Origin of the sequence: Dietzia sp. DQ11-71 (assembly GCF_014144995.1) — a bacterium.
Taxonomy (GTDB): Bacteria; Actinomycetota; Actinomycetes; order Mycobacteriales; family Mycobacteriaceae; genus Dietzia; species Dietzia kunjamensis.
Window position 1 is genome coordinate 1 of record NZ_JAALDT010000345.1, and the last position, 3649, is coordinate 3649.

A 3649-nucleotide genomic window follows, 5' to 3' on the forward strand; every position below is an offset into this window, starting at 1 on the left:
GACGATTCTGCTGGGCGGGCTGCTGCTGGCCTTCGCCCGCCGGCGCGCGTAGGGGCCCGGCCTCGTCGTCGTCCCCTCCACGCGGGTCCGGGCGGATCGTTGCGGGGCCACTCGGAAGGCCGGGCGGTAGGCCGCGCCGCCAGCGGTTACCCGCGGGCGGTCACCCCTGCGGACTCACCCCTGACCACTCACCCCTGCGCACTCATCTCCCGGCAGCGGTCCCACAGCGCGGCCGCGACCTCGCGGTCGTGCGAGGCCTTGGTGGAGTTCACGGTCGTCGGGTACCCGGTGAGCTCGCCGGGGCCGTCGGGGCCGATGTACGCGCCGCCCGCGACGGATTCCACGGTCGCGGCGTAGAGCTGCGGCAGGGCGCCACGCTCGGCCGGCTGCACGAGGAACGGGATCTTCTCCACGCCCTTCATCAGCAGGTCCTGCACGCGACTGCCGCTGCGGTACTGCAGATTGGTCGCCGAGTACCCGGGGTGCGCGGCCACCGCCCTCAGCGGTGACCCCGCGGCCTCGAGGCGACGCTGCTGCTCGTAGGCGAGCATGACGCAGGCCAGCTTGGAGGCGGCGTACACCGGCATCGGGGCATAGCGGCGACGGGTCCAGTCCAGGTCGTCGGGGTCCACCGTGCCGAAGCGGTGCATCATCGAACCCAGCCACACCACCCGGTCGGTGAGCGCCGGCGCGACGTGCTCGGTGAGCGCGAAGTGGCCGAGGACGTTGACGCCGAACTGCATCTCGTGGCCCTGCGCGGTGTGCGACCGCGGTATGTTCATCAGCCCCGCGTTGTTGATGAGCACGTCGGGCGAGCGGCCCGCGAGCAGCTCACCCGCCGCGTGCACGGACTCGAGGTCGGCCAGATCCAGCTCCACGACCTCGGCGCGGTCCGGGTGCGCGAGCCCCGCGCGGGCCGTCTCGGCGCGGCCCGTGTCACGGCAGGCCATGATCACGCGGGCGCCCGCGTCGGTCAGCGCGCGGGTGGACTGCAGGCCCAGCCCGGAGTTCGCCCCGGTGACCACGAAGGTCCGGCCGGTCTGGTCAGGGATGTCGGCGGTGGTCCATCGGCTCATGCGGGCCAGGGTACGTCCGCCGTCCGACATCGCCCACCGGCTCATGCGGGGCGGTTCACTCCCAGGTGGCGGTGTCCGGGTCGACGCCGTGCGCCCGGGCGTTGGCCTCGACGGCGGCGACCAGCCACTGAGTCAGGCCCGGCTCGTGCGCGTCGTACGTCTCGGCGAAGCGTGGGTCCTCGACGTACATCCGCGCCAGGCAGACCTGCATCGCATGCGTGCAGTCGTAGAACCGCCCGATCGATGCGCGGTGGCGCTCGGCCAGCTCCGCGGCCTCCGACGCCCCCGGGTCCATGCCGGCACGCTTGGCGGCGGCGAGGTCGACGTTGAGCGCGTCGCCCTCGGCCTTGACCTGCTTCCAGTCCTCCCTGGACATGCGCGCCGTGCGTTCCTGCGACTGCGCCCACTGCGGGGTGTCGCCCCAGCGGTGCTCGGCCTCCTCCTGGTACTCCTCCTTCCAGTCCGTGCCGAAGATCTCGGCCCTGTCCTGAGGGGTCAGTGGTGCGTTCATATCGATCGCCTCCTTCATGCGGTCGACTGCGGAGACCATCTCCTGCAGGTGCGAGATGCGTCCGACCAGCAGCTCCCGCTGGCGGGTCAGGTGAGCCAGGGCGTCGGCCTCCGGGTCATCGAGCAGGTCCCCGATCTCAGCGAGCGGGAAGCCCAGCTCGCGGTAGACCAGGATCCGGTGGAGGCGGGCGACGTCGTCGTCGTCATACACCCGGTAGTCCGACCACGTCCTGCCGCTCGCCGGCGCCAACCCGATCCGGTCCCAGTGGTGCAGGGTCCGGACGCTCACCCCGACCAGCGCGGCGACCGCTCCCACGGTGAGCCCGTCTCTCGTCGTCATGTCTCCAGCATCTCTCACATCCACGAGCGTGGGGCCTGACGCGATGTCAGGGTCAAGCCCGGGTTTCCGCGACCGGCGGGCGAAGAACGGTGGCAGGCGGTACCGCTCTTCCTTACCCGCCGGTAACCTCGGTGCCATGAGCCGACCCGCGCCCCATGTGTACGACCGTCTCCGCGACCTCGTCGCGATCCCCGAATTCCGGGCCGATCCCTCGAGCCGCCCGTCGGCGATGATCACCGAGGTCTTCACCGGTGACCCGCTCGCGGAGATCCCCGCCGGCACCGCCGACGATGTCACCGCCGCCGTCGAGCGGGCCCGGGCCGCGCAGGTCGCGTGGGCCGAACGAGACGTCGCCGACCGGGTCGCCGTCATCACCCGCTTCGCCAAGCAGGTCATGCGGAACCGCCGCGAACTCATGGACATCGTGCAGGCAGAGACAGGCAAGAGCCGCGCCTCCGCACAGGAGGAGGTGCTGGACTGCCTCATCACCGCGCGTCACTACGCCCGGACCGCGCCCGGGCTGCTCGCCCCCAAGCGCGTCCAGGGCATGCTGCCGGGACTGACCAAGGCCGTGGTGCGCCGCCAGCCCAAGGGCGTCGTGGGCGTGATCGCGCCGTGGAACTACCCGCTCAACCTCGCCGCCACCGACGCGCTCGCCGCCCTGCTCGCGGGCAACGCCGTGGTGATCAAGCCCGCCTCCATCACGCCGTTCTGTGCCCTCGCCGCCGCCGACATGCTCTACCGGGCGGGCCTGCCGCGCGACCTGTTCCAGGTGGTGCCCGGTTCGGGCGGGACCGTCGGCGGCGCGATCGTGGAGAACGTCGACTACCTCATGTTCACCGGCTCCACCGCGACCGGCCGCACGCTGGGCCGCCAGTGCGGCGAGCGCCTGATCGGCTTCTCGGCCGAACTCGGCGGGAAGAACGCCATGATCGTGACCGAGGGTGCCGACCTCGACGAGGTGGCAGAGGTCGCCACGCGCGCGTTCTTCTCCAACTCGGGTCAGCTGTGCATCTCGGTCGAGCGGGTCTACGTGGAGCGCTCGGTCGCGCCGCAGCTCATCGAGAAGCTCACCGCGCGTGTGCAGTCCATGAGCGTGGGGCCCGGCTACGACTTCGAGGCCGAGATGGGCAGCCTCATATCCCGTGACCAGCTGGACGCCGTCTCCGCACACGTCGACGACGCGGTGGCCAAGGGCGCGCGTGTCCTGGCCGGCGGACGCGCCCGGCCGGACCTGGGCCCGCTGTTCTACGAGCCGACCCTGCTCACCGACGTGCCCTCCAGCGCGACCTGTTACGGCGAGGAGACCTTCGGCCCGGTCGTCTCGATCTACCCGGTCGACTCGGTCGAGGAGGCGATCGCCGAGGCCAACGACACCGAGTACGGGCTCAACTCGTCGGTGTTCGCGGAGTCCGACTCCGAGGGCGAGCAGATCGCGGCGCGCCTGCGGACCGGCACCGTCAACGTCGGCGAGGGCTACGTCGCGGGCTGGGGCTCCGTCGCGGGCCCGATGGGCGGCATGGGCGCCTCCGGTGTGGGCCGACGCCACGGCGACGAGGGACTGCTCAAGTACACCGAGGCGCAGACGATCGCCACTCAGCGCGTCGTGCACATGGGCGGGCCGTCGTTCCTGCCCCGCACGCGGTGGCAGCAGTTGCTCGCGCCCGCCACCGACGCCATGCGCTTCCTGCCGGGGCGGTAGGCGGGCGGCGGGAGCCCGCGG

3 protein-coding genes are annotated in these 3649 nt (G+C 71.9%); 1 reads left to right on the forward strand and 2 read right to left on the reverse strand.

The genetic code is table 11. From position 1 onward, the window contains the following. Nucleotides 1-188: 188 nt before the first annotated feature. Both G6023_RS12250 and G6023_RS12255 read right to left on the reverse strand, forming a co-directional pair. On the reverse strand, nucleotides 189-1076 hold the full coding sequence (locus tag G6023_RS12250) for an oxidoreductase (RefSeq protein WP_182635725.1): 888 nt from the start codon (nucleotides 1074-1076) through the stop codon (nucleotides 189-191). Between the two features lie 55 nt (nucleotides 1077-1131). Continuing rightward, the gene (locus tag G6023_RS12255) at nucleotides 1132-1926 is read right to left on the reverse strand and encodes a MerR family transcriptional regulator (protein WP_182635727.1); all 795 of its coding nucleotides are present in this window, start codon (nucleotides 1924-1926) and stop codon (nucleotides 1132-1134) included. Between the two features lie 136 nt (nucleotides 1927-2062). Here G6023_RS12255 and G6023_RS12260 point away from each other — a divergent pair, with 136 nt between their 5' ends. Beyond that, entirely contained in the window at nucleotides 2063-3628 is a 1566-nt protein-coding gene (locus G6023_RS12260; RefSeq protein ID WP_182635729.1) for a succinic semialdehyde dehydrogenase, read from the forward strand. Nucleotides 3629-3649: the final 21 nt, after the last annotated feature.

Bases quoted from the DNA above. Each gene is read 5' to 3' on its own strand.
- G6023_RS12250 (WP_182635725.1), bottom strand. From the start codon at position 1,076: ATGAGCCGATGGACCACCGCCGACATCCCTGACCAGACCGGCCGGACC.
- G6023_RS12255 (WP_182635727.1), bottom strand. From the start codon at position 1,926: ATGACGACGAGAGACGGGCTCACCGTGGGAGCGGTCGCCGCGCTGGTC.
- G6023_RS12260 (WP_182635729.1), top strand. From the start codon at position 2,063: ATGAGCCGACCCGCGCCCCATGTGTACGACCGTCTCCGCGACCTCGTC.